This window comes from Paenibacillus tianjinensis (assembly GCF_017086365.1).
Taxonomy (GTDB): Bacteria; Bacillota; Bacilli; order Paenibacillales; family Paenibacillaceae; genus Paenibacillus_AQ; species Paenibacillus_AQ tianjinensis.
Window position 1 is genome coordinate 1360372 of the sequence record NZ_CP070969.1, and the last position, 25862, is coordinate 1386233.

A 25862-nucleotide genomic window follows, 5' to 3' on the forward strand; every position below is an offset into this window, starting at 1 on the left:
AGGCGCTGAAACAGCTGGAGTTCGGATCCGCTACATTTGTTTCCGGATATCCTCGCCGCCTGCTGCCGGGAATTGGTTGCGGTAATCAGTCGGGGAGATACCCTCCAGCTTGCGGAACGAACGAATGAAGGAATTACGGTTATTAAACCCCACTGCCGCCCAAATGTCCTGAATCGGCAGATCGGTGCGGGCGAGCATCTCTTTCGCTTTTCCGATCCTTAGCTCCTGCAGGTACTGATGGAACGGTTTGCCCAGCTCTTTTTTGAGCAGACGGGACATGTAGTTGGACGTTGTATGAAATTTGTCTGCCAGCAGGTCGAGATGAATATCCTCCTGATAATGCATGTCTATAAATTGTTTGAAGATCACGGACTCCGGCCCGTCCGCCTCCGGATTTACTGCCTCCATAATTGCCTCCAGAAACTCAATAAGAAACTCCATAGTTCCATCTACAGACAGAGGGTTATCCGAGAGGATTCTATGAAAATACTCCCGGTAGGCACCATCCGGCAGGGTGGTGTCTTTATACTTCAGCACCTCTGAACCGATCACAAAAATCTGCAGATACAGCTCCTTAAGTCCGATTTCATTCAGTCCCCCGGACAGATGCGGGAGCACAACCGTTTCTAGCAGCACGGACAGCTCGTCTTTTTTAGCGGAGCAGACCACATTAAAGATCTTTCTGCTGTCGCCCGCGCTTAGTAATGCCTCTGCCTTCTCCGATTCCGTTCTTACGAAATAATGAATCCGCTCATGCTGCAGCGGTAAGATGCGCCAGATAGCCTTCATGGCCTCCAGGTAAGATTCTTGCAGCCCGGCGAATCCTGGATGGATCTCTCCCACGCCAATGGATATATTCTGAACATCATGATCCGTGAGCAGAGCGTTCTGAAGGAGGGTGAAATAGGTGTCCAGCTCCTTTTGACGGCCGGTAAGCTGCGGCACATTGGCCAGCAGGCCATACACATTATCCTCTATTTCCACAACGATCCACTGCCGGGCAGCCGGGATATGCTCCTTCAGCAACTGGAGAATCCGGTTGCGCGCTGTATTTTGCTCGCTCTTACTGTATTCTCCAAGAAACGGCCCGGCATACTTGACCCGAATCAGCGCTGTGACAAAGGAAGAGTGCTCGAAGGCAAAGCCGCTTTTCTGAAGGAATGCCTCGGTCTCCTGCTGATCGGGTAGCCGCTTAAAGCGCAGAATGTTAACCATCCACTGCTCCAGCGCAAGGGGATAGATGAAGGTTAATTTGTCATTGAGGCTGCTGACATCATCCAGCATCCGGTGGAACACCCTGTCCAGCAGCTTACATTCGTTGGCCGGCGGACCTGAGGCTGTCGCGGGCAGCTTGACGATCAGGGATTGTAGGGGCGCATACAGCTTCCGGCTCAGCAGAAAAGAGATGAGGATCGAGAGTAGCAAAGCGAGCACGTTCAAAAGATTGCCCCAGAATTTGATTGCACTCATACTCTCCTGGATGTCGGAGACAGGTACAAGGGCTACCATGTTTAGATTCTTGAATACAAAGCGGGTGTTCATCTGTATCGCCAGCATCGCTTTTCCGCCGATTTCGGTTTTGAGATGGGTCTGTTCACCGGCTTGAAAGGTTTTTAGAAACTGGCTGATTTCCACATCGGGCGTGTCCATCTCCGTAGAAGCGATCACCTGGCGGTCATCCCCCAGCACAAACAGCTTGCTGTTGGGGGTGAGCTTGGAGTCCATGAGCAGCTGTACGAGCGAATCTACCTTAACGCTGATGACAAACAAATCGTTGGATTTATATTCGGCGATGGCTGTCTGGACGACAGGGAGGATGTACGCGCCGTTTTGGGAAACAGACCTGGACGGAGGAAGAATCTGAAAAGGCCTGTTTTGGGAGCCGTAGGCAGTCCAGAAATCCTCGCTGTAGAGCTCCAGCCGCCGGCTCCGGCCAAAGAAGTCACCAGCAGAGTAGGTGCCCTGATCGCTGATGACCAGTCCATCCCGCTTCTTATAAATAAAGACGTTGTCTATATATTCATTCATTAAGCGGATGCGAGCGAGCGAACGGATGCTTTGGGAGACTCGGGCATATTTGGCGTGTGAATCGACAGTGAAATTGGAGGAGAAGACCTGCATCGTCGCTTCATCCAGTGACAGTAAATAATTCAGGCTGTAAATTTCCGTGAACACATTGTTTAGCCCGTCAGCCATATTGCTTAGTACGGTATTGTAATTCCCCTTCATTTGCGTCTCCAGATACCCCAGGTTGACCCGGTAATTGATGAAGCTCACCAGCTGGATAAGCGAGGCCAGGACGAGAAAGCAAAAGAAAAAGCGGTACATCATGCTGCGGAACTTGCCTCTGACCCATGCAGTAACTCTCCTTCTCACTATTGTCTCCCCCTCTATAATCTGAAGATAGGTTTAAGTTCAATAATAGTAGGTGAGCACAAAAAAATACTACTCTTATGACAGGTATAATAACATAAAAGGCTAAAAATGAGACATTTAATAAAAATGTATGTCGAAATTGAAATATATTTGTCATTATATATTACACAAAATGATTTATGTCTCTTTTTAATTACAGTGAGATGGTTCTAAATATGACATAGGAACTACAAGGAGGTGAGTAGATGAATCGTGTGATGGTCATAGGCAAGGCACACAGTAGAGAGGTACGGAAGGAGGGACGGATGAACAGGACGCGGAGGATCATCAGAAAAAATATTCATTATTATTTTCTGCTGCTTATCCCGCTGCTGTATATTCTGGTGTTCAGCTACGGGCCGATTATTGGTAACATTCTGGCCTTCCGCAAATTTGTCCCCGGCGGTTCGATTTATGGTGAAGAGTGGACGGGGCTGCGGTATTTCAAAATGTTCCTTGGTGAGGCGAGCTTCTGGAGAGCGTTCAACAACACCTGGCTGCTGAATATCTACCATTTAGTATTTACCGTGCCGGTGTCGATCCTGTTTGCTTTGATCGTCAACGAGATTAAACCGGCCAGAATGAGGAATCTGGTCCAGACGGTTTCTTATTTGCCGAATTTCATCTCCATTGTTGTCGTTGTCGGTCTGATGACGGAGCTGCTGTCACCGACTTACGGATTGGTCAATGAGCTGCTGGGCAAGTTGGGGGTTCCGCCTACCTTTTTTATGAATGAAGCAGGGTGGTTCCGGACCTTGTATATCTCCTCTGAAATCTGGCAGTTTACCGGCTGGAACTCAATCATTTTCTTCGCGGCAATTACCTCCATCGACCATCAGCTGTACGAGGCGGCGGATATGGATGGAGCAGGAAGGCTGCAAAAGATCTGGCATGTCACGCTGCCGCAGATTATGCCAACCATTGTGGTTGTCTATATTATGTCCTTCGGCCACTTGATGACTGTCGCCTTTGAGAAGGTGCTGCTGATGTACACGCCAAGCAACTCGGAGCGCAGCGATGTCATCGAGACGCTTGTCTACCGCATCGGTATTCAGAGCACCAACTACAGCTATTCGACAGCAATCAGCCTGTTCGGAGGCCTCCTTGGACTCGTAATTGTGGTCACAGCCAATGCGCTAGCCAAGAAATATACCCGTTATTCCTTATATTGATCATGAAGAAAGGAGACTGCCATGCGCACTATTAGAAGGTATGAAGATTGGGTTTTTAAGCTGGTTCTCGCGTTGTTCATCATCGTTGTATTCGGCGCGGTATTGCTGCCGTTTGTACATCTGCATGCGGTATCCTTCAGCAGCTCTGCAGCCAATGCCAGCGGAAAAGTAAGCTTCCTGCCGATAGGATTCCATACGATGGCGTATCAGTTTATCCTGAGCCACCGGGATATTCTCAGCGGCTTTCGGAATTCTGTTCTGCAGACCACGGTTGGAACGGCGCTCAGTCTCCTGCTGATGACGATGTGTGCTTATCCTTTATCCAAAAAAATCGCCGGACAGTCCTTTTTCATCTGGATGATTATGCTGACCATGCTGTTCAACGGCGGGATGATTCCTACTTATATGATGATCAAAGGCCTGGGGATGCTGGATACGATCTGGGCGGTGATTCTGCCGTTCTGTATTACTCCTTATTACTTAATGCTAATGATGAATTTCTTCCGCGAGTTCCCCGAACCGATTGAAGAAGCGGCACTGATCGATGGACTCAATCCGATTCAAATCCTGTTTCGCATAGTACTTCCCTTATCGAAGCCGATTCTGGTCACGATGGCACTGTTTATGGTTGTCTTCTACTGGAACAACTGGTTCAGCTCACTGATTTATTTGAACAAGACCAGTATGTATCCGATTATGCTGATCGTGCGAAATATCCTGGATGGACAGCAGCTTGTGAACAGCGGAATGGCGGGTCAGGAAACGACTAAATACGTCTCAACTGCTTCGCTGAAAGCCGCCTCCATCATGGTAACGTCACTTCCGATCTTCATCCTGCTGCCCTTTACACAGAAGTATTTCACCAAAGGCGCCTTAATCGGTGCGGTTAAAGGCTAAAGTTCACTCAGAGAGCCCAGAGGGAAAAGGAGAGAAACATATGACAAAGAGCATGAAGGTGCAAGGAATTGGCAGTAGAGTAAAGACCGGGGCGGGGGTACTTACCGCACTGCTTATGCTAAGTGCATGTTCCAACGGTAGTAGTGCAGCCGAAATCTCCGGAAATGAGACCGCTGCGGCGGGGAGCGGGCCAGCAACCCTGACAATGCTGCTGGCCGAAGGCGGGGTGCCGTTCAGCAAGGATTGGCCGACACTGGTTGAACTGGAGAAACGGACGAATGTGGAGCTTGATGTACAGGCAGTTCCCTCTGATTATCAAAGCAAAGCAAAAATTGTACTGAGCTCCGACAAGATTCCGGATATGGTGACGAGCGTGGAGCAGCCTACAGTGCTGGAAATGAGCGAGACCGGTGTGCTACTTCCCATCAGTGACTATATGGACAAGCTTCCTCATCTCAAGAGCCGGATTGAAGAGTTTCAGATCGAGACCGAGCTGGATAACTGGCGGGGGACGGACGGCAAGCTGTACGTGGTACCCTTCATGAAGGATTATGCCAACTACAATCGTGCGCCACTGATCCGCACCGATATTCTGAAGCAGAACGGACTGCAGGCGCCAACGAATATGGACGAGCTGTACACCCTTTTGAAGAAGCTGAAGGAGGTGTATCCGGACAGCTACCCGCTGACCGGGACCAGCGCGGAGAATCTGCGGACGATGTTCGGGACCGCCTGGGGAGTGGATGCGAACTATAAGGGTTTTGTCTATGATGAAGCCGCCGGGCAGTACGACTACTTATTTACGAGTGACAAGTACAAGGCCTATCTGACCTATCTCAACCGGCTGATTGATGAGGGGCTGGCTGATCCCGAGATGTTCACCTCTACCACCGATCAGCTGATGCAGAAAATATCTACGGGTAAAAGCTTTGTCTATTATTTCTGGAATGGCGAGCATAAGAGTGCTATAAATCTGCTGGGCAAGGAGAACAGCGGTCCGGATTTTGAAATCTCGATGCTGGAACCGATAGCAGGTCCTGCCGGCAAAAAAATGCTGGTCGGCGACCGGATTTCAAACGGCATGGTCGTCCCCGCGTCGGCGGCGAAAAAGCCGTATTTCGATCAGCTCCTGAGCTTCATTGATTACCTGTACTCCGACGAAGGGATTGATCTGCTGACCTGGGGGATTGAAGGCGATACCTATAGCGTAGTTGACGGAGAGAAGAAGTTCAGTGATGAGATGCTGCAAAAGGATAACCTGAACCGGGCCCTGTGGGAGATTGGCGCTGCTAACGGCTCCTACGTAATGCTCTGGCCGTACAAATGGTTCGCGGCGGTGCTTGGCGACCCTGATTTTGAGAAAATGACGGAAGTGGCAAATAAGGAAGGCTGGTTCGCGGATGTTACGAAGGTGCCTTCCCTGTCGGCGGCACAGCGCGAGGAAGAAAATCTGGTCTATGCGACTGTGAATGATTATTTTGCCAAGATGACGGAACAGTTTGTATACGGGACGAAATCGATTGAGACGGACTGGGATGCTTATGTGAAGGAAATGGACTCGATGGGCGTCGGTAAGCTGAAGAAAATGTACAATGATTCGCTTAAGTAAGTGAGCTGAGGGGGCTTTGACCATGACAATCAATGAAACGAAGCAAAGAATCGCAATACTCCAGGCAACACTGGCCGGGCGGGGGATTTCCGCCCTGGTCGCCTTTGCCAATGGCGCGCGTGAAGGAGCGGGCACTGTGCGTTATCTGACCGGCTGGATGCCCTTCAGTTCGGAAGTATTCCTGGTCGTTCCCGCGAAGGGAAGCGCAGTCATCGTATCGGCGGATAAAAACCGGGCGCGGGCGTTCCTTATGCGTTTTGGCGGGGAGGGGAAGGTTGTGAAAACAACGGATCTATACGGCTCGCTGCAGGAGGTGCTGGCGAAGCTGGTGCCGCCCGGATCAGTACTCGCCTACACGGGTGCGGATGATTTCACAGTCGCGCAGTCGGCCAGGTTCTTTGCCCTGCTGGATGACTACGAGAAGCTGGAGGGAACCGAGATCGTGAATGTACAGCGGTTGGAGCGCACTCCGTATGAAGTGGATAAACACCGGAAGGCGACGGAAATTGCCGATAAAATGGTGGCCCACGCCATGGGTATCGCCTCAGTTAAGGGAATTACAGGGGCGGAAATTATGGCCGAGGTGGAGTATCTGGGCAGACGGCTCGGTGCGGACTCTGCCTCCTGCTGGCTGGCGGTTGGTGAGCGCCCGCCGGAAACGTATTTTGAGCTGTTCGAGCTGGTGGAGCCTATAGGTCCTGATTCACGTGTGCAGATCGGTACAACTGTCTGCCTGGACGGGTATTACGCACAGGTGTTAAGAATGGGGATGTTCAAGGAGCCCTCTCCTGAGCTGCAGCGTATTTCCGGAGCTATTCTTGAAATGCAGGATGCAGCACTGGCCAAGATGGCGGTTGGAACGCCGGTCCATGTCCTGGTGGATGTGCTGGAGTCCATGATCGATGAGTACTGCCCGTATACAAGGACGGAAGATCCGTTCCGGTTCCAATCGATTCACGGAATGAGCAACAGCTACAGCGATCCCGGTGTTGCCCCTTTCCTGAATGCGGGCAGAGATCAGTCAAGGGATGGCGAATCGGCGAGGGTAACTGAAAATATGGTCTTTGAAGTGCATCCCAACTTCACAATGCCTGAGCTGGGGCATGTGTGTCATGGGGATACGGCCGTTGCCGGGAAGGACAAGGGAAGCTGGCTGTCCAAGACGCCGCGGGGAATCTATTATCTGTCATAGTCTGAAGGCAGCCGGAAGGTTAAGCGAACGGTAATAATCTTATTTGAGGGGAGATAAGCTATGCGTATTGGTGTCGACGGAAAATACTTGCCCGGAGGGCATAATCTAAGTCCTGTAGAGAAGCTGGAATACGCTCATAGTCTGGGCCTGGAGGGGGTGTTCTTCCGCACTATCCTGCACATCAGTCCCAATCTGAACGGCGCGGAGATTCAGGCTGTACAGCGTAAAGCGCAGGAGCTCGGTATGTATCTGGAGGCCGGGCTGGGCCGGGTTAATCCATACACAAATCCAGAAACCCCGGAGCTGCGGGCGATTGGCAACGGCGATGTGCTGCTCGGCTTCCGCCGCATGATGGAGGCTGCTGCGGAGGCCGATATCCGCGAGCTTTGGGTCTCCACTGGCGGTGCCAAACCCTATAAGGGGATGTTCGCCACGGACCGGTTCCGCACCGATGTGACCTGGGAGGAGCAGCTGGAGGCGACAGAGCGGCTGCTGCTGAAGCTGAAGCCGCTGGCACTCGATCTGGGGCTGCATCTCAATATGGAGACTCATGAGGAGATTACTTCCTATGAAATCGTCCGACTGATTGAAGCGGTCGGAGCTGATGTGATGGGCGTGGTGTTCGACACCGCCAATGTGATGATTCGCGGCGAGCATCCGGTGCTTGCCGCCCGGCGCCTGGCACCTTATGTACGGCAGACGCATATCAAGGATGCCTATCTAGAGTTGACCGATGGAGGCGTCTATCAGCGGGCGATGCCGTGTGAAGGCGAAGGTGCGGTTGATTTCAGCGAGGTGCTGAAGGAGCTTAACCGCTATAATCCGGAGTTGACGTTATCCTTCGAAGCGCAGGTTCCGCACGGCGGGCGAATGCCCGGCGAACCGATGGTCATTGAGGTGTATGATCCGCAGTGGATTCAGGGCCATCCGGATCTGACGCGTGAGGATTTCGCTGCTTATTATGAGCTGGCGCGGAATTACTCGGAGCGGATACGCAGCGGTCAGGCCAAAGGTTGGCAGGCTCTGAACGCAGAACGATTCGAAGAAGAGGAAGCGGTGCAGGCAGTGATTGCCTCCCGGCGTTATTTGGATGGACTGTGCCGGGAGCTGGGTATTCAGCGGGAGCAGGCGCCGTCCCATGTCTGAGGTTCTGGCCGGGCGCCGGGGTATCTTTGCCAAAGAGCTGTTTGCTCCTGAACTCCCTGTGAGAGAAGCGATTGTGAGAGCGGCGGAACGGGGCTTTGACGGCCTGTATCTGGGTTCGCCCGCCAGTATCAGTCCAGAGCTGGACCGGAAGGAGCTGGAAGAGGCAGGACAGTTAGCCAAGCGGGCTGGGATCGTCCCGGGTATCTCCGCAGGCATGCTCAACCCTTACCAGCCGGGTCGTTCGGCAGAGGCGCTGGAGGCGGGCGGCGGCGATCTGGCGCTAGGCCTGCTCAGGCTGATCGAAGCCGCCCGGTGGCTCGGACAGCCAGAGGTGATGCTGGTCATCGGTACAGAATATGACCGCTTTAACCGCTCGCTGGAGTGGAGCGAGCAGCTTAGTGCGGTTGCCTCCCTGCTGCGCCGGATTCAGCGAGATGTCCGATCCATCGGTTCGCGAATTCTGATCAAGACGCATCAGGAGATCACCTCCTGGGAGGTTGCGCGCCTGCTGGATCAGCTGGATTCCACGGTATTTGCGGCTGCCTTTGATCCGGTGAATCTGATTGTGCGGATGGAGAATCCGCTGGCTGCGGCCCGGCGGCTGGCCGGGCGGATCGGCCAGGTGCATGTGGATGACGCGAAGCTGCTGTGGAACGGCAGCGGGTTGGCGCGGGCTTTATGCCCCGCCGGGAGCGGTTGCATCCCGTGGCCGGAACTGATCGGGCAGATCCGCAGGAGTGATCCCGGGGCCTGGTATTGGGGAGAGCTGCACCAGGCGGAGCTGGTCATGCCGTTACTGACCCCGGGCTGGTTCGGGGATCATCCCGATATCAGCCTGGCAGAGATAGCGTCATGGCTGGCCGGCGCACAGCCGCTGGTTCCGGCTCCGCCGTCACTTATTGGTGTGAAAGGTGAACGGGTTACCGGTTTGCTGGCATTCCTTGCTGCCAGCTGACATGGAGAGATTAGCCTGTTTAACCTGAATGCACCCTCGATTCTCTATAGCAAAAACGGATGTTTGCCCAATTGGGGCGGCATACGTTTTTGTTTGTCTGAAATTTTGGCCAAATGGTTATCGAAAGGTTACTTAAAGCAGTATTCCAGCCCAGCCGGATTTGCTGCATTATTTGTACGCACACGTTAGAACAGCGATTCTCCAATGACAGGAGGATCGCTGTTCTATTTAATATTAATGAAATCCGGAATCGGCCTCACAACAGCCGTGCTACTTCCTTCCCAGCTTCCGGGCTAGGAAGAGGATCAGCAGCGATGAGACGGCAATAATCACGATATTGAATCCCAGTCTGCTCTGTAACCAGCTGGAGTTCGCAGGGGCCGTTTCCGGCGCCTGCCGGAGCTCTGCCGCTCCAAGCCGGGCAAGCGGCCGATCTTCTCCGGCGATATAATCCTTGAAGTTCACAATATCATACTGCGGCGCAGCCGCCTCAGCATTCCCGTAGAGCAAGCGGTAAGGCTGGGCTCCGTCAGCAGCAAAAACGATCCGGTCCAGCAGGTATTCCAGCTTCAGCCCGGACAGCGCTATTGGCGCATCATCCTGATTATGGATGACGATCCGCAGGATGGGCGCGGACAAGGCCTTCACAGGAACAATAGCTGTGGAGGCAATCTCCGTATCCTTGAAATCCAGCCGGTATAGTTCTCCGGTGCCTGTTACGGGAATGACTCTGCCTTCCCCGTCATAAAGCTCATACCTGCGGGTGAAGCTGCCGCTGCTCTCCAGCTGCAGCCCGGAAACTCTCAGCCGGTCATTATTGTGAATGATAATCTCAGTGCGCTTGTCTTCTTCCTGAATCTCATACGCTGCTTCCTGCTGCTGCTTAAAGAATTCAGCCTTGATTACCCGGTTGCTATGCTGCAGGGTCATAGCAGGAAACTGCAGATCCGCCGCATTCTTCTCTGCCACCAGCCGGTAATAACTGAATTTATAAGTGCTGCCGAGGTCGATGCTATTCTGTTCACGCCCATCTACGGCGTACAGATCACTCTTGGCTACAGGCTCCCAGACCACGCCGTCATAGCTGCCAAGCAGTTGCACGTGAAGCAGGAAGTCCTCAGCCGGAAGCTTGAACTCCAGCCGGTTGCCCTCGATATCGGTATTCTCGGCCAATGGTGTAACCTTGTAATCGAACATTGTGCTCCCGCTCTTCTTCACGCTGTGAACCAGTGTAGCGGAGTAGGTTAGGTTATGTTCCTCCGGGCGCTCTTCTCCGCTCTCCCTGTAGAAGGGAACATACTTGCCCGTATTGTTTACGATCCGCAGATCGCGCAGATCCTCTGCCGAGCCCCGGTACACCTCAGGATCAAGGTAAAGTTGATAATAGGCTGCCTGCCCGGGGATCACAATCTGCTTCGAGTACCGCCATGCCTGGCCGGTGGCGCTCCCTTCAGCTGCGGCAGACAGCGGCTGTCCGGGGGAGAGCAGGTTAAGAGAACCGAGCAACAGAAGCATAGTACTAATCTTGTGGAGAATCCTGTTTCGCCTCTGCATACACTTCCTCCATTCTGGCCGATACCCGCTGATAGAGATACGAAATGCCCAGCAGGCAGAGGCCGAAGCTGAAATAGGCGATGATCTTGCTGCCGGTATTCAGCAGCATCAGATCATAGAGCAGCAGCTTGCCGGTAGCCAGCAGCGACAGGGCCAGACCGAACCGCCGGATGTACACATATCTGCGGCGGAAGCCGAACATGATGAACAGCACCGCGAGCAGCAGATAAGTGAGGCTGAAGATCAGACCGCCATCGTTCTGCCGCAGCTGTACCCCAAGGAAAGCCGTAACGATGACCAGCAGATATACGCCCATCACCACCGGATACAGCTCCTCATTGTTGGATTCACGCTTCAGCAGTGCCTTTAGCAGACGCCCGCCACTCTGCCAGACGAACAGATTGAAGAGGATTAGCAGTCCGAGTGCAGCATAATCCGCCGCCGTATTATCGGAGAAATTAACCTTAAGGCTATGCTGCCAGGTAGTTAAGGCAATACAGATCACATAACCGATTGCGTACAGAAAATAAACCATGTATGCCACGGTGGCATCATAGAGCACTTTGATTTTCGGCAGCGCATAGGCCAGCCCTAACGTCAGCACGGCCGACAGCAGCAGTCTGTAGAACGTAGCGCGGGTGAATTCCTCCGGTACATACAGGTCATACAGATGCAGCGATTCATAGAGGATATAAGCATAGGTGTTCACCAGCGCCGCATATTTGAACCAGATACCTGCCTGAACCTCAGCAGGGGAGCTGGTAAGCAAAATCTCCCGCCGGGAATGGCGGATGGCGTAGACAAGAGTGACAACTAGCATCCCTGCTGTGATGAAGGTGTATTTTAGCGCAAAATACGGATTGTCGTAGATAATCACAGAGTTGGCAGATGAAGACTGCACCAGCACATCGATAAAGAAGAAGAGGGCCAAAGAGAGCATCAGGATGCCCCAGCCGGTCCGTTCGACCGCTTTGAAGCGCTGCAGATGGCCGTAAACCGTCAGTACAACTGCCTCAACCAGCCAGCCGATAGACCACCAGACGGTACCCAGCTGAAACGGAATCATCAGCACCGCGAAGGTTAGGGAAGTGGCATAGAAGAGCAGCATGCTCTCTTTTTCCTGCCCCATCATCTTCTCCAGCAGGCGGCCGAGTCCCAGATACAGCAGGCAAAAGGCGAGGGCAAGCGCTCCTTTGTACGCACCAAGCCCCGCATCCAGGAACAGTACATACAGGATTATACAGCTGGCCATTGTGTTGCAGGCGAGCAGCGCGAAATCCCACCAGGACAGCTTGGTACGGTACTTGAACGGGTACCACAGCGTAATTCCCAGGTACATGGCGAAGGTCAGAATGGAATAGAACATATTTATGCCGTAGCTGTCCGACAGAACAATCAGCAGCAGCATCGAAGGTGTATTGAACAGGAAGCTGATGTAATTGACAACGATCCAGCGTTTACGCAGGGAAATGAGCACAATCAGCAGATTCAGCAGGAACAGATAACCCATAGCTGCATACACTGCGCCTCCCTCCAGGCCAAACGCGCCTATATAGGAGAACAAGGGCAGATAGCCTCCGACTAGACCCATCGAACAGATGGTCCGGGACTCATACCGGAGCGATAACAGAACCGCCGTCAGCGTAACGAGGACGGAGAGGGCAAGGCCGGGATAGATCCCGATAATCTCAAGCAGAAAATAGCTGTAAAAGATCGAGCCGTACAGCACAGAAATCCCGCCGCCGAGCAGCCCCAGCGCAAAGGTGCCTCTGCCTCTACGGAACAGCCACTCACCCCCTCCCAGCATTAAGGCGCCGAGCAGGAAAAAGGCGCTGCCCTTCATATATCCTGTGAACCAGGTAGAGTAGCTGTATTTGAAGCCAGCGCCGACTGCCAGGATCAGCAGCAGGATACCGAGCCGGTTGATCCAGTTCAGCCCGATTTTCATCTCGATCCGGTTCTGTCTTCGCCGCCGCCGGATCGTTTCCTCGCTGACCCCTTCGGAAGCCAGCTCATCCAGCCGGTGATCCACTTCTGCCGCGAGCGGCCGTTCCGCTTCCAGCAGCTCCGCCCGGCGCAGAAGAATGCTCTCGTTCAGTCTGGCTGACAGCGCCTCCAGGCTGGTGCGGATCTCTGCACTGTCCTTGCTGAGCAGACGGTCCGCCGTGCGGTACATTTCTGCGATACGCTGCTTGGTCCGAAGCTCAAAAGCGGTCAGCCGGTCATGCTGGGCAGCGCTTTGCGCAGCGAAATAGGTATGCAGCTTCCTGCGGGACAACCGCAGAATCCCCAGCTTCTCATCCAGAATCTGCTCGGTCAGTGCTGTACGCAGCTCTGCGTTCTCCTGCTTCAGCCTAACTCTCTGAGCTTCGGTCTCGGCCAAAGCCTGTTCTACCGCTGCCGCCCGTTTCTTCAAAGCTTCATTCTCATTCACCAGATTACTGCCCTCATAGGCTTTGATCAGCTCCTGATACTCTCCCAGAAGTACATCCTGCTGCTCTTTTAAGGCCCTAAGACGATCTTTGAACTGCTCCATAAGCGCCCCCAATGGCTTTTTGTCCTAATAGCTTTATTCTACTATAAACAAAGAAGCAAAATCTTCCTTTTCTGTGCGGAACTTCATGCTGTTGTCACGATAAGGCGAATCCGGGTACGGGCGGCCACTCACCGGGTAAATCTGCAGCAGACACTGAAACCGAAAAACCCACAAGCCTCCAGGAGCTGGAGAGGCTTGCGGGTTTTTGTATGCCCAGGTGCAGGTTTTAACGCTGCAGGCTTTGTCCGTTAGTAGCAATAACGTCCTTGTACCAGTAGAAGGATTTCTTGCGGTAGCGCTCAAGCGTACCCGTGTTGTCGTCGTGACGGTCTACATAGATGAAGCCGTAACGTTTGCTGAGCTCTGCGGTAGAGGCGCTGACCAGGTCGATACAGCCCCATGAGGTATAGCCCATCACTTCGATGCCGTCTTCGATCGCTTCACCCACCTGAACCAGATGGTCGTTCAAGTATTTGATCCGGTAGTCGTCATTGACTGTCGGCACACCGTCCTCGCCTGTGATCAGCACATCCTTGGCGCCGAGCCCGTTCTCAACAATGAACAGCGGCTTCTGGTAGCGGTCGTAGAACATGTTCAGCACATAGCGCAGACCCTGCGGGTCAATCTGCCAGCCCCATTCACTGGCTTCGAGGTACGGATTCGCTGCACCGCTGAACAGGTTGCCTTCGGTTTGGTTACGTCTGCTGTCGTCGCCGGTCTCACAGATGCTCACGTAGTAGCTGAAGGAGATGAAGTCCACCGTGTGCTTCAGAATCTCCGCATCTCCTGGTTCCATATGAATCTCGATGCCGTTTTCTCTGAAGTAACGCTTCATGTAACCAGGGTATACACCTCTTGCATGCACATCGCCGAAGAAATAGTTCATGTGCTCTGATTTCATCGCTGCGATCACATCGTCCGGGTTCGGAGTCAGCGGGTAGGTAGGCATACTGAGAATCATACAGCCGATTTTGGCTTCAGGGTCGATTTCATGGCCAATTTTTACTGCCGAGGCACTGGCCACCAGCTCATGATGGATAGCCTGATACAGATCCTGCTTGCTCAGCTGTTCCTTCGGTGTGTAGATCCCGCCACTCATGAACGGTTCGTGCAGAATGGAGTTGATCTCGTTAAAGGTCAGCCAATACTTCACTTTACCTGTGTAGCGTGTAAACACGGTTCTGGCATACCGTTCGTAGAAGCCGATTAAATCCCGGTTGACCCAGCCGTTATACTGCTTGGACAAATGCAGCGGAGTCTCGTAGTGGGAGAGCGTAACGAGCGGCTCAATCCCGTATTTATGGCATTCGTCGAACAGATCGTCATAGAATTGCAGACCCTTCTCATTAGGCTCCAGCTCATCGCCGTTCGGAAAGATCCGGGACCAGGCAATGGAGGTACGGAACACCTTGAAGCCCATCTCGGCAAACAGCCTGATATCTTCTTTATACCGGTGGTAGAAATCAATCCCTACCAGCTTCATATTATCCTCGGTCGGCACCTCGGTGATCGGTCCTTTGATGCCTTGCGGAGCCACGTCTTGGGTGGACCAGCCCTTGCCGTCCTCATTATATGCACCTTCACATTGGTTGGCCGCTACTGCGCCGCCCCATAAGAAGCCTTCAGGAAATTGTACGCTCATTGTTAACCCGCCTTTTTATTGATATTTGAGAGTTATGGTATGCTTATAATATGTCCTGCAATTGCATGCTAAATGTTGTAACGCGTTACATGTCAAGTATTTTTTGAAAAGTTAAGGAGAGCCTCATGTCGAATCTTGATCAAATTGCCAAGCTGTCGGGATTTTCCAAAGCCACCGTGTCGAGAGTGCTGAATCATTCCCCCCATGTGAGCCAGGCGACGAGAGATAAAATTACGAATATCATGGAGGAGCTGGATTATGTCCCAAACGGCAATGCCATCTCCTTGTCCAAAGGGCAGACCCAGCAGATCGGCATGGTTACGGAGGGGATTAATGAAGTGATGCTGCCATTCCTGAACAGCTTCGTCGAGACGGCAAGCGGGCATGGATATCAGACAATTATATATACTTCCGGCGGCGATCCCCAAAAAGAGCTCCAGGCCTTCGAGGATATGCGCAGAAAAAGAGTGGATGCGCTGGTAATCAGTACTTGTGTTAATGATCTGGCCCTGTTAGACTCCTACTGCAAATATGGTCCGATAGTCTCCTGGCAGCGAATGGAGCTTCCGGAGATTGCTTCGGTTGCGATGAACCAATATGACGGCTATCTGCTTGGGCTTGAACATGTTATTCAAAGGGGATACACCCGTATTGCTAATGCATTCGGCAGGCCAAGCAGTATGAATACCCTCAGCCGCATCAACGCTTATGAGGACACAATGAGGAAGTACGGGCTGCCTGTACACCCCCACTGGTCACGCACCGGTGTATATTCTATTCGTCAAGGAGAGCAGCTGGTCCGGGAGCTGCTGGTTGGCACTGAGGAGGGGCCTAATGTCATCCTCTGCGCCAATGACCTGGTAGCGGCAGGCATTGTGAGTGAAGCACGCCGGCAGCAGCTGCGGATTCCGGAAGATTTGGCTGTCGTTGGCTTCGACAATACGGAGCTTGCCCACACGCTCGGCATCACCTCCATCGATAATCCCATTGCTGACCAGGCGAAGAATGCCTTTCATCTGCTGCTCAGCAAGCTGAAGGGTGTGGAAGAAGAGCAGCAGAAGCTGCAGTACAGGCTGGTTCAGCGGGCCACTACGTAAGGGATATAGCAGAAGGAGCTGTCCGGCTGGTCATGGAGATGACTGGCTTGGATTGGCTCTTTTTTTATATAGGAAAAGTAAATATTGAGGATTAACTGTCCCTGAAAGGACAGCCTGTCTGTTGGAATTGAAGCCTTAGGGAGGTAGCGCGGATTCAGTTTGTGATCTATATGAGGAGAAGTCTACAGGGCTCTGCTGATTAACGAAGTGGAAATTCGCCATCTAATTCCGGGTAAACTGCCGGCCGGAGAACATTAGTGGGAAAAACGCCACTTAATACTGCTGTTTTGGCCTTGAAAGGATGATTCCTGCAAAACTAAGTGGCGATTATCCAACTAATGATTATTAAAGTTGATAATAGGTGGAACTAAGTGGATAAAAACCAACTAAATGCTTGGCGGGGGCAGTTCCGGTGACGTGTTGGGCAGGTGCGTTCCAAGTTTTGCAGAAGGCGACGCGGTGGTATAGACCTGTCAGGTCACGGTGCGGTATTTCCGATCTGCCAGGACGCTTCGTGGGGGGCTCTACCGTAAGCTTGACGGTGTATTGTGCCTGAATTGTTTGAACACCCGGTTGAAGGTTCTTACATTCGTAAATCCGCAGTCAAGGGCAATATCGATGATCGACTTGTCCGTATTCAGCAGCATCTCTTCCGCCTTGTTCACCCGGATATGGTTCAGGTAGGAGATAAAGCTCATACCTGTGGTGCTCTTGAAGAACCGGGAGAAGTAGAACAGGCTCATATCCGCATGCTTGGCTGCATCCTCCAGGGTGATCATGCTCGAATAGTGGGTCTCCAGATAATCGAGTACGGCCTGCATGATCTTCATGCTGGTCATCCGCCGCTTATCCTTTTTCTGATCAGCGGGCTCACAAGGGAGATGCCGCAGGATCAGCCCGCAGAGCTCATACAGCATTCCGGTAATAAATAGCTCATGCTGCGGCAACTCAGCTTCAGACTCCTGATTCAACTGAAGGATAAGCTGGGACGCCCTGGAAAGAAGCTGTATTCCGGCAGCTGTGTTTGTGTCACCAGCGGTGATAAACGGGCTTGTCAGGCGAACGTCCTTCGGCCAGCCCCCGGGGCTGCCGATCAGCTGGGGATTGAAGATGAGCAGCAGAATAGTCGATTCGCAGTCACTGCTATCATAATAGTGAATATCTCCGCTGCTGCAAAATGCCATATCTCCCTTGTGGAGAACCCGGCTCTCCAGATTAATTCCCATGCGGATGGAGCCCTCACACACATACATAAGTTCAAGATCATTATGCCAATGGGCAAGGAAATTCAAATTATGCGAGTAGTCGCAGCTAAACGGGAGGGTGGAATGGTACATACGGTTTTCATGATAGGCCTTCATACGGAGCTCCTTTGATTTTTTAGAAACAGCAAGCCATTTATTCTTGGATAATAGCAAAAAATGACCATCCAGGCAATGAAAATGACGAGCCGTAATAGAGCGCTTGCATTACAATTGAACTGAGCGAATATACAATATCCATTCTTTATAATCCAAAGGAGCATGTAATTCATGACGAAAAAAGCACTGATTGTTAGAGGCGGATGGGATGGGCATGAACCGGTCCAGGTATCTGAAGTTTTCGCTGAATTGCTGCGGGGAGAAGGCTTTGAAGTTGAGATCTCCGATACGTTAGATAGCTTCAAGGATGAGGAGAAATTACTGGGACTGAATCTGATCGTTCCAATCTGGACGATGGGCGAGATCAGCAATGAGCAGCTTCAGCCCGTTCTGAAGGCCGTAGAATCCGGAGTAGGTCTGGCAGGATGCCACGGCGGCATGTGCGATTCCTTCCGCAACAGTGTGGAATGGCAATTTATGACCGGATCGCAATGGGTGGCCCATCCGTTTAACGACGGCGTGGACTATGAGGTCAACATGGTGCCTTCCAGCTCCAGTCCGATTGTTGAAGGGATTAAGGATTTCAAAGTGAAATCGGAGCAGTATTATTTGCATGTAGATCCTACGGTGAATGTACTGGCAACCACCACTTTTTCAGTAAGCGAAGGGCCTCATTCCGCTAACGGAGCCATTACGATGCCTGTCGTGTATACCAAAAAATGGGGCGCGGGCAAAGTGTTCTATAACTCGCTTGGCCATCATGCCGACATCTTCGATATTCCGGAAGCCAAAGAACTGATGCGCAGGGGATTCGTGTGGGCTGCCAGATAACTCAAGTGACTTTATAACGTAAGGTGGGATCGTTTTTGGATAAGGTTAAGGTCGGAATTGTCGGCTGCGGCAATATCAGCGGGATCTATTTTGAGAATCTTACGCAGCTGTTTGTAAATACAGAAGTTTTCGCATGCGCCGATGTGTTCAGAGAACGGGCAGAGGAAGCGGCTGAGAAATATGGCGTTCCGCATGTCTGGACGACTGAAGAATTACTTGCTTCTGATGAGATTCAGATTGTAGTCAATTTGACTACACCGGCAGGACATTTCGAGGTATGTAAGCAGGCCTTGCTCTCAGGCAAGCATGTCTATGTCGAGAAGCCATTATCGCTTTCACCGGAGCATGGGAATGAACTGGTTAAACTGGCGGAAGAAAAAGGCCTGATGATCGGCTGTGCGCCGGATACCTTCCTTGGTGCCGGGCTTCAGACCTGCCGGAAATTAATCGATGACGGGTTTATCGGGGAACCGGTAGCGGCATCGGCGTTCATGGTCTGTCACGGGCATGAGAGCTGGCACCCGGACCCGGAATTCTATTACAAGGGTGGCGGAGGTCCGATGTTTGATATGGGGCCTTATTATCTCACTGCCCTGGTATCTCTGCTGGGACCGGCTGCCACGGTATGCGGCATGACCAAAACTTCCTTTGCGCAGCGTACGATTACCAGCTCGAAGAAGTTCGGGCAGAAGATTGATGTTGAGGTGCCGACCCATGTTGCCGGTACGGTACAATTCGTCAGCGGCGCAGTGGCCACGGTTATTACAAGCTTCGATGTCTGGGACAGCACGCTGCCCCGCATCGAGATTTACGGGTCCCGCGGAACATTGATTGTTCCCGATCCTAATACCTTCGGCGGACCGATCCTGCTGAAGCCGGCGAACGGCAGCGCATTTACGGAAATTCCGCTGGTGCATAATTATGCCGACAACAGCAGGGGGATCGGTGTCGCCGACATTGCTGACTGCATTACATCCGGCAACAAGCCGCGGGCGGCCGGCGAGCTGGCGGGTCATGTCCTTGAAATTATGAATGCCTTCCATACCAGCTCGGACACCAGACGTTATGTGGAGCTGGCAACCCGCTGTGAACAGCCAAGACCTTTGCCGCTTGGCCTCATTAAAGGCTATCTGAGTTAGAGCAATCCAGTAAATAAATTATAAGGAGTCTGAAATCATGACGAACATCAAACCTAATCAACCGCTTGTTACCCACATCTTTACAGCTGATCCGTCAGCCCATGTTTTTGAGAATAAAATTTATATTTATCCTTCACACGATCTGGATCACGACGGGCCGGATAACGATAATGGGGACCAATATGCGATGGAGGATTATCATGTATTGTCCCTGGATAACTTCGATGCTTCTGTCGTGGATCATGGCGAAGCGCTGCACCTGCGGGATGTTCCATGGGCTTCCGCCCAGATGTGGGCACCGGATGCTGCGTATAAGAACAATAAATACTATCTGTACTTTCCTGCACGTGATCATGACGGAATATTCAGACTGGGTGTGGCAACGGGAGATTCTCCCGCTGGACCTTTCCAGGCAGAACCGGATTATATCAAGGGCAGCTACAGCATAGATCCTGCCGTATTAGTGGATGAGGACGATCAAGCCTATATTTATTTCGGTGGACTCTGGGGCGGACAGCTGGAGAAATGGCAGACCGGCAGCTTTGAACCGTCGCAGACAGAGGGGCCGCCGGCAGACAAGCCGGCGATCGGCCCGCGTGTAGCATTGCTGAGTGAGGATATGCTGTCATTTGCAGGAGAGCCGCAGGAAATTTCGATCGTGGATGAAGACGGCAATCCGATTCTCGCCGGTGACGAAGATCGGAGATATTTTGAAGGACCATGGGTTCACAAATATAACGATTATTACTACCTGTCGTATTCAACCGGTACTACTCACAAGCTGGTTTACGGCATCAGCAAGAATCCGCTGGGACCGTTCACCTTCAAAGGGACCATCCTTACTCCGGTCATCGGATGGACGACCCACCATTCTATCGTCCAGTTTGAAGATAAATGGTATCTGTTCTATCATGACAGCTCCTTATCCGAAGGCGTCAATCACAAACGCTGCGTGAAATATACAGAGCTGAAATATAATGCCGACGGAACTATTCAAACGATTGATCCTTACGCAGAGTAAGCTTTCAGGAAATAGAAAGAATATAGTGTGCTGCAACTAGTAGAGGACTGCGGATATCTGCCCTTAGGGGAGAATCTGCAGTCTTTTTGCATGTCTGCGATGCGCACTTCTTAACATTCTTACACCTTTGAGGGATGGAAAGTCGGCATCAAACCTCTATACTCTATGTGTGAAATAGAAACCTAACGGAAAAGGATGTGAGAGAATTGAAGGAATATGACTATTCGTTGGATGCTATCAAAGGATTTAGCTGTATTTTGATGATTGTGGCTCATATTCCTATTTATTTTAATGGCAATGAACGTGTGTTTCAGATTATCGCCAGTCTGGCACCAGTACTGTTCTTTGCAGTCTCGGGTGTTACTACCACCTTCCAGGCCCGCAGAAAAAGCTTCCTGTCGCTGTTCAGCTTCTATGTGCTTTTCGCTGTCATCGGATTCTCGTATAATCTCATGTGGAGACCGGATGTTCAGGCTTTTTCAGTAATGGATGTTCCCCAGATCATCACACTCGGAGTGCTCAGTGTATTTCTCCTGGAGAAATATTTGAAGCCCGCGCTCGTTGTTTATCTTCTCTTGCCGCTTCTTCTATTCTCAGTACATTATTTTATCGGGAACCACTTGCCGGACTTTCCGCTGAAATCCATGCTGTTCACGGAGACGATAGGCTTCACTTATTTCCCCTGGATATTTGCTTTTGTGGCTGGAGTGTTCGCTTACAGATGCAGCAATAAGATGAATCTTATTTTAGCTCTGGGTGCAGCGCTGTTATTGGGCATATTCTCTTACGGAGGACTGCATGAGGCGGATTTTATTAAATATAATATGTCCGTGAAATATTTTCTGCTGTCCCTGTTTGTCTTATTTGGGGCCTTTTTCATCTTCAGAAGGAAACGAAGCTATTCACCCTCCAACTTGATTTTATATTTCGGGCAGCATTCGTTTTTATTTTTATTCACCCATCTGTTCTTCATCCTGACTTTTGACCGTCTCGGTTTGGGCAGTCTGCACATTGTCCTCATGTGGGGGCTGGTTTTTGGCTGTACTTATGTAGCGATGCGAATCCTGCTGTGGCTTAACCGGTACATAGATCCCTACCTGAACCATCCGGTGCCCTGGGTGATTATCGTTCTTGCCGTTGTAGCGATCCCCGTGCTCATTTCCAATGCAGAGTTAGTCATTCTTTCGGAAGCTGCGTTAGGTATTCTTTTTTCGCTGAATTACAAAAAACTGTCCAGTCTGATGCCTGCAAACCCATCTCCCCGCGACAGGGCGGCCCTTCAAGAGGTGATCCATGAAAAAAAGCTTAATTACAAGCTGATTAGTACGTACCGTACCCAGCTTATGGGATTAGCGATGTTGTGGGTAATGCTGTATCACTCGACATTCGATGTGTCCTCTGTTCCGGTCCTGGGTCAACTGAAAGCCTATGGATATGGCGGGGTAGACATCTTCCTGCTTGTTTCGGGTTTGGGTTTATACTACGCATACCGTAAAAATGTTGGCATTGCAACCTTTTACAAGAGGCGGCTGCTGCGGATTCTTCCAACGTATCTTCCGGTGGTATTGATATTTTGCCTCCTGTACTGGGCACTTGGTGAAATGTCCTTTACGGATGTCATTCTGAATTTGACCACTCTTAGCTTCTGGCTGGGGCTGGATAGCAGATTTGATTGGTATGTCCCTTCACTGCTGGTCCTGTATTTGCTTACCCCTCTGTTCATGTACTTTTTCTCGGTTAAAAATAAGGTAATTACCGCTGCGGCTGCCGCCCTTATTGGACTGCTCTTCAGCGTGGTTCTATCCGGAACTTCACTCTCTTATTTGCTGATTTTCACGATCAGAATCCCGATATTTTTTGTGGGGGTGCTTATTGGCTATCTTATCGAAAAGAAACAGGCTATCTCGCAGCTGAATTTGCTGGTGTATACCGGAATGCTTCTGCTCGGCGTGGTGTTGCTGGTAGCGACACAGAAATATATGACCGACTATATATGGAGTTATGGTCTTTGGTGGTATCCCTTTATTTTAATGACGCTGCCTTTAAGTTTGTTTGTGTCGGGGCTGCTGCAATGGATTGCAGGTCGGGGGTGGAGTAGATTCTGGTTCATCTCCTTCTGCGGCACGCATAGTCTGGAAATTTATCTGGTTCATGAACGGATGCTTACTATTGGGACGGATCTCCGGCAAGGCCTAGAGTGGTCTGTAAATGATCCTGTCCTGAATCTCATTTGTGTCCTGCTTACCCTCGGTTTGGCATCGTTGTTGAAAACAGCAGTAACCGGGTTGAGTGCCAGGGTTAAGCCCGGCAAACGATTCATGGAGCAGGAGAAAAGACTGCCGCAGACAGACACGGCTTCACCATCCTAATTGAATAGCACTGAAGCCAAGGTATCGCAACTGCTTAGTTGCATATATCCCGCGCTTCTCCATCCCTAAAAAGCGGATCCCTGAAGACAAAGCAATCCATCTTCAAACAAGAGCTGCCGTACGGCCTGCACACTATAACAATTGAATGGGCCGAAGCGAACAGACAGACCAAGAATAACAAAGAACAGCCGTCTTTATTTATTAATGTAGACAGCTTCCGTGTGACCGGTCAGCCGGTTGCGGTACCCCCTAAGGAAGCTGTAGTCCGGTTCGAGGAGACGAATGCTTTCGTTCAGTTTAAGGGCATATGGAAGACCAATGTGTCTGTCTTGAACTCCGGTGGGACAGTGAAATATTCAGGGGTACAAGGCAATTACGCCCAATTTAACTTCACGGGCAAGAAGGTGGAGCTTGTAGCCAACACAGATGTGAACGGTGGGAAAGCTAATGTTTATGTTGACGGGAAGCTGGCGACCGCTGAACTGTCGATTTCTATAGCGCAAGCTTCCGGCATGGGGTCTCCATATTCCAATCCCCAGACCTTGCCAGCGGGAATCATACCATACGAATCGAGAATATCGGTGTGAAGAACGAGCTGTCCTCCGGGTTCAATATATCGGTTGATGTCTTTAAAGTTACGAAGTAATAAGCAGCGAGAACGGAGTTTGTGAAAAGGTATCGGCGGACGCCTTGCCGAGGTTGAATGGGGCGGCTAAGTTTTATTGAATACTGACATATTCGATTAGAAAGAATGTTGAATGTGGAAAAGGGTCCTGCCGGCCATTTCAGCCGGGAGGATCCTTTTCCTGTACCGCTATAAGTTGAACTCGTTTTAGATTCTATCCATAAATCCGGTAATTTCCGCTCAAGGACAGTAGGCTGAAGAAGTACAGGCAGTTATCGTAATACCGCCTTACACCGGTACGGAGCGGCGTATTCCAGAACTGTCTGACGAAGGATTCGGCATCGGGACCATCGGCAGCCAGTGAGGCCATGGCGAGCGTAGCCAGCAGCCCGACCGGATGCAGGGAGGGCTCATCGAAAGGTTGGCCGTCAATGGTATACCGGCGGTAATCCGTAATCTCAATATCCCGGAAAAAGGCCTGGATCCGGTTCGACTGCTCTACCTGCCAGGGATCCCTGCGGAACCATTCGTAATCGAGACCGATGTTGGCCGCCACCCGGTAGGCATCACTGAAGAAGTGACGGTAGTCTCCATGAGGCTGGGGTTCAGCCGGTGACCCGTCATAATTGGCGTATTCCGGCGACAGGCCGGTTACCGGATGACAAGCGGTGTGCAAATAAGCACGGCTCGCCGCTGCGGCTTCGGTCCAGAAGGCTCTGTCCTGTTCATCCGCCTGCAGGGCGAACAATTCATAGAAATGCGGCAGATGGTAAGACGGATCGCTGAAAGGGGATTCGGGAATGAATTTGATCAGCCGGGTCTTCGGGTCCCACATCGGGTCCCCTTCGCCGTTTTCACCCTGATGCACACAAGCACGGAGAATAATCCGGGCCTGCCCGGAATAATTGAACGGCTCCGGTCCGTCCCCCCAGCGGCTTGAGGCAAAAAAGAGCGCCATCGCGAAGAATTCTTCTCCATCCGGTGCCGGCCCCTGGGAGAGCCGTGTTCCGTCGGGTTTGCAGTGCCAGGCAAAATAATCCTTGTAGCGCCCCTCCGTATGCTGCATGAAGACCTTGGCGAACTTCCACAACCGGTCGAATTCTTCTTTTTTGTTCATCTGAACAGCCATCATCATCCCGTAGGACATGCCCTCTGACCGCACATCCGAGTTGCCCGTATCCACAATATAGCCCATATCGGCATCCATTGGATGGTAAATGCGGACCTCAGGTGCACCGTAGAACAATTCAGTCCACGTATACTCAAGTCTGTTGCTGATTTCCTCATCACTAAACCCAAGCTCACTGAACAGATTTCGGTATTCACGCGTATAAAAGGAACCTTCTTTGCAGATTTTCATCGCAGCCTCCAGATGTTCAAGTTTGATTGTGCCCAAAGTATAGCATAGGGGGAGGTGTCCAAATTAAAGCGCTTTCCCGAAAAAGTATAGCTGCTGCGTATTAGGTTTTGTACCAATTTCCCCGTACATGCACTTATAGGCAATAACCCACATAGAATAAAAGGACCATGAACCCGTAGTTCTCACTACTGTCCGGTTTCATTGTACATGTACGGGAGGTGTCGCCAAGTTGCCAGGAATAATAAGCACGATAGCGCTGCTGATCAAAGAACTGACATTGCTGGTATCCTACGTCAGAAATAATGCTTTCCCCCAGCCCCTGTCTGAACAGGATGAGAGCAAATACTTAGGAATGATGGCCGAGGGAGACGCCAAAGCGCGAAATTTGCTGATTGAACACAATCTGCGGCTTGTTGCCCATATAGTCAAAAAATTCGACAACACCGGCGAAGACATGGAAGACCTCATCTCCATCGGCACCATCGGGCTGATCAAGGCAATTGAAAGCTACCGCCCGAACAAAGGCACGAAACTGGCTACATTTGCTGCCCGCTGTATTGAAAACGAAATCCTGATGCATTTGAGATCGCTTAAAAAGACCAAAAAGGACGTATCCCTGCATGATCCGATAGGGACGGATAAAGAAGGTAATGAGATTACGCTGATCGATATCCTCGGGTCCGATGCGGATGATATTGTTAAAGAAGTGGATCTGAAGATCGAGAAGAGTAAGATATATCGTAATCTGGATATATTGGATGACCGTGAGAAAGAGGTAGTCGTCGGCCGCTTCGGCCTGGACACCGGCGGGGAAGAGCGGACGCAGCGGGAGATTGCGAAGGAGCTGGGGATCAGCCGCAGTTATGTTTCGCGGATTGAGAAAAGGGCGCTCATGAAGCTGTATCATGAGTTTTATAAGGCGAAGCGGTGAGACTATCGGG

At 51.4% G+C, this 25862-nt stretch carries 19 protein-coding genes; 13 read left to right on the forward strand and 6 right to left on the reverse strand.

Annotated features, from left to right (window positions below; translation table 11 throughout):
- Nucleotides 1-30: 30 nt before the first annotated feature.
- A complete protein-coding gene (locus JRJ22_RS06045) occupies nt 31-2376 on the reverse strand; it encodes a helix-turn-helix domain-containing protein (protein ID WP_206103664.1) in 2346 nt (781 codons plus the stop codon).
- Nucleotides 2377-2621: 245 nt separating this feature from the next.
- On the opposite strand from JRJ22_RS06045, the gene JRJ22_RS06050 reads away from it, so the two are divergent.
- The 6 genes from JRJ22_RS06050 to JRJ22_RS06075 are packed head-to-tail and all read left to right on the forward strand — an operon-like array spanning nt 2622 to nt 9386.
- Nucleotides 2622-3587: an ABC transporter permease gene (locus tag JRJ22_RS06050; protein ID WP_206103665.1), complete on the forward strand. Its 966-nt coding sequence runs from the start codon at nt 2622-2624 to the stop codon at nt 3585-3587.
- Nucleotides 3588-3608: 21 nt separating this feature from the next.
- Nucleotides 3609-4484 (forward strand): carbohydrate ABC transporter permease, encoded by an 876-nt coding sequence (locus JRJ22_RS06055; protein WP_206103666.1) that lies wholly within the window; start codon nt 3609-3611, stop codon nt 4482-4484.
- Between the two features lie 40 nt (nt 4485-4524).
- Entirely contained in the window at nt 4525-6093 is a 1569-nt protein-coding gene (locus JRJ22_RS06060; RefSeq protein ID WP_206103667.1) for an extracellular solute-binding protein, read from the forward strand.
- Nucleotides 6094-6115: 22 nt separating this feature from the next.
- Nucleotides 6116-7285, forward strand: a complete 1170-nt coding sequence (locus tag JRJ22_RS06065) for a M24 family metallopeptidase (protein WP_206103668.1) — start codon at nt 6116-6118, stop codon at nt 7283-7285.
- 60 nt (nt 7286-7345) lie between these two features.
- On the forward strand, nt 7346-8431 hold the full coding sequence (locus tag JRJ22_RS06070; RefSeq protein ID WP_206103669.1) for a sugar phosphate isomerase/epimerase family protein: 1086 nt from the start codon (nt 7346-7348) through the stop codon (nt 8429-8431).
- Nucleotides 8424-9386, forward strand: a complete 963-nt coding sequence (locus tag JRJ22_RS06075; RefSeq protein WP_206103670.1) for a sugar phosphate isomerase/epimerase family protein — start codon at nt 8424-8426, stop codon at nt 9384-9386. Before JRJ22_RS06070 ends, JRJ22_RS06075 begins: the two co-directional genes overlap by 8 nt.
- Nucleotides 9387-9656: 270 nt before the next feature.
- Here the strand turns inward: JRJ22_RS06075 and JRJ22_RS06080 are convergent, their stop codons facing one another.
- From JRJ22_RS06080 to JRJ22_RS06090, 3 genes are all read right to left on the reverse strand, one after another.
- Nucleotides 9657-10940 (reverse strand): DUF3999 family protein, encoded by a 1284-nt coding sequence (locus JRJ22_RS06080; RefSeq protein ID WP_206103671.1) that lies wholly within the window; start codon nt 10938-10940, stop codon nt 9657-9659.
- On the reverse strand, nt 10906-13476 hold the full coding sequence (locus tag JRJ22_RS06085) for a DUF2339 domain-containing protein (RefSeq protein ID WP_206103672.1): 2571 nt from the start codon (nt 13474-13476) through the stop codon (nt 10906-10908). The genes JRJ22_RS06080 and JRJ22_RS06085 overlap by 35 nt, the downstream gene beginning before the upstream one ends.
- A gap of 226 nt (nt 13477-13702) precedes the next feature.
- A complete protein-coding gene (locus JRJ22_RS06090) occupies nt 13703-15118 on the reverse strand; it encodes a glycoside hydrolase family 1 protein (protein ID WP_206103673.1) in 1416 nt (471 codons plus the stop codon).
- Between the two features lie 125 nt (nt 15119-15243).
- Between JRJ22_RS06090 and JRJ22_RS06095 the strand changes: the two genes are divergently transcribed.
- Nucleotides 15244-16215: a LacI family DNA-binding transcriptional regulator gene (locus JRJ22_RS06095; protein ID WP_206103674.1), complete on the forward strand. Its 972-nt coding sequence runs from the start codon at nt 15244-15246 to the stop codon at nt 16213-16215.
- A gap of 524 nt (nt 16216-16739) precedes the next feature.
- Here the strand turns inward: JRJ22_RS06095 and JRJ22_RS06100 are convergent.
- Complete coding sequence (locus JRJ22_RS06100; RefSeq protein WP_206103675.1) at nt 16740-17576, reverse strand: AraC family transcriptional regulator; 837 nt, start codon at nt 17574-17576, stop codon at nt 16740-16742.
- A gap of 171 nt (nt 17577-17747) precedes the next feature.
- Here JRJ22_RS06100 and JRJ22_RS06105 point away from each other — a divergent pair, with 171 nt between their 5' ends.
- The 5 genes from JRJ22_RS06105 (at nt 17748) to JRJ22_RS06125 (ending at nt 23523) form a co-directional block, all read left to right on the forward strand.
- Nucleotides 17748-18407 carry a ThuA domain-containing protein gene (locus JRJ22_RS06105; protein ID WP_206103676.1) on the forward strand — a complete coding sequence of 220 codons (660 nt, stop codon included), beginning with the start codon at nt 17748-17750 and terminating at the stop codon, nt 18405-18407.
- 35 nt (nt 18408-18442) lie between these two features.
- Nucleotides 18443-19546 (forward strand): Gfo/Idh/MocA family protein, encoded by a 1104-nt coding sequence (locus JRJ22_RS06110; protein WP_206103677.1) that lies wholly within the window; start codon nt 18443-18445, stop codon nt 19544-19546.
- Between the two features lie 37 nt (nt 19547-19583).
- A complete protein-coding gene (locus JRJ22_RS06115; RefSeq protein WP_206103678.1) occupies nt 19584-20567 on the forward strand; it encodes a glycoside hydrolase family 43 protein in 984 nt (327 codons plus the stop codon).
- A gap of 206 nt (nt 20568-20773) precedes the next feature.
- Nucleotides 20774-22936, forward strand: coding sequence for an acyltransferase family protein (locus JRJ22_RS06120; protein ID WP_206103679.1), 2163 nt, complete (start codon nt 20774-20776; stop codon nt 22934-22936).
- Nucleotides 22937-22974: 38 nt separating this feature from the next.
- Nucleotides 22975-23523 (forward strand): hypothetical protein, encoded by a 549-nt coding sequence (locus JRJ22_RS06125; protein ID WP_206103680.1) that lies wholly within the window; start codon nt 22975-22977, stop codon nt 23521-23523.
- Between the two features lie 252 nt (nt 23524-23775).
- Here the strand turns inward: JRJ22_RS06125 and JRJ22_RS06130 are convergent, their stop codons facing one another.
- Nucleotides 23776-24921, reverse strand: coding sequence for a family 8 glycosyl hydrolase (locus JRJ22_RS06130; protein WP_206103681.1), 1146 nt, complete (start codon nt 24919-24921; stop codon nt 23776-23778).
- Nucleotides 24922-25150: 229 nt separating this feature from the next.
- Here JRJ22_RS06130 and sigK point away from each other — a divergent pair, with 229 nt between their 5' ends.
- Complete coding sequence (gene sigK, locus JRJ22_RS06135) at nt 25151-25852, forward strand: RNA polymerase sporulation sigma factor SigK (RefSeq protein ID WP_054939435.1); 702 nt, start codon at nt 25151-25153, stop codon at nt 25850-25852.
- Nucleotides 25853-25862 lie beyond the last annotated feature (10 nt).